This window comes from Ercella succinigenes, assembly GCF_900002895.1.
On the sequence record NZ_CDHP01000053.1, the window covers coordinates 1 to 453 of the forward strand.

General features: G+C 39.5%; 1 pseudogene. It reads left to right on the forward strand.

From position 1 onward, the window contains the following. Positions 1 to 220: 220 nt before the first annotated feature. A pseudogene (locus AC0KSB_RS11595) lies at positions 221 to 453 on the forward strand (IS3 family transposase); the annotation flags it as partial.

A 453-nucleotide genomic window follows, 5' to 3' on the forward strand; every position in this document is an offset into this window, starting at 1 on the left:
GCGTGGGTCTATCTGATACTTTTTGCTGAGTTCGGTATAGGATAAACCTTTTTTATAGTCGGCACGAATTTCCATCCATTTTTCTCCTTCCATTTTTGACACACCCCATTATTATTTTTTTTAGAAAGTGTATCATTTTTTTATATTCTTCGAGCCATAAATCTACATTTTTTTACCGCCATTTTCTTTCATTTTATCACCGTCATTGACATTGACTCCCTCCTCCCTGACACGGTGGATCAATCAGTATCAAGACCGCGGATCCTTCCGGGAGAAGAATAACCGCACGGATCAGGAAAACGAACTGATCAGCATGCGCAAAGAGCTCAAGCAGTTACGGATGGAGAATGATATTTTAAAGCAAGCAGCGCTGATAATAGGACGAAAGTAGATGTCATTTTAGCCAACAAAGACAAATACTCGATATCAGCAATGTGCATCGTCCTACAAATT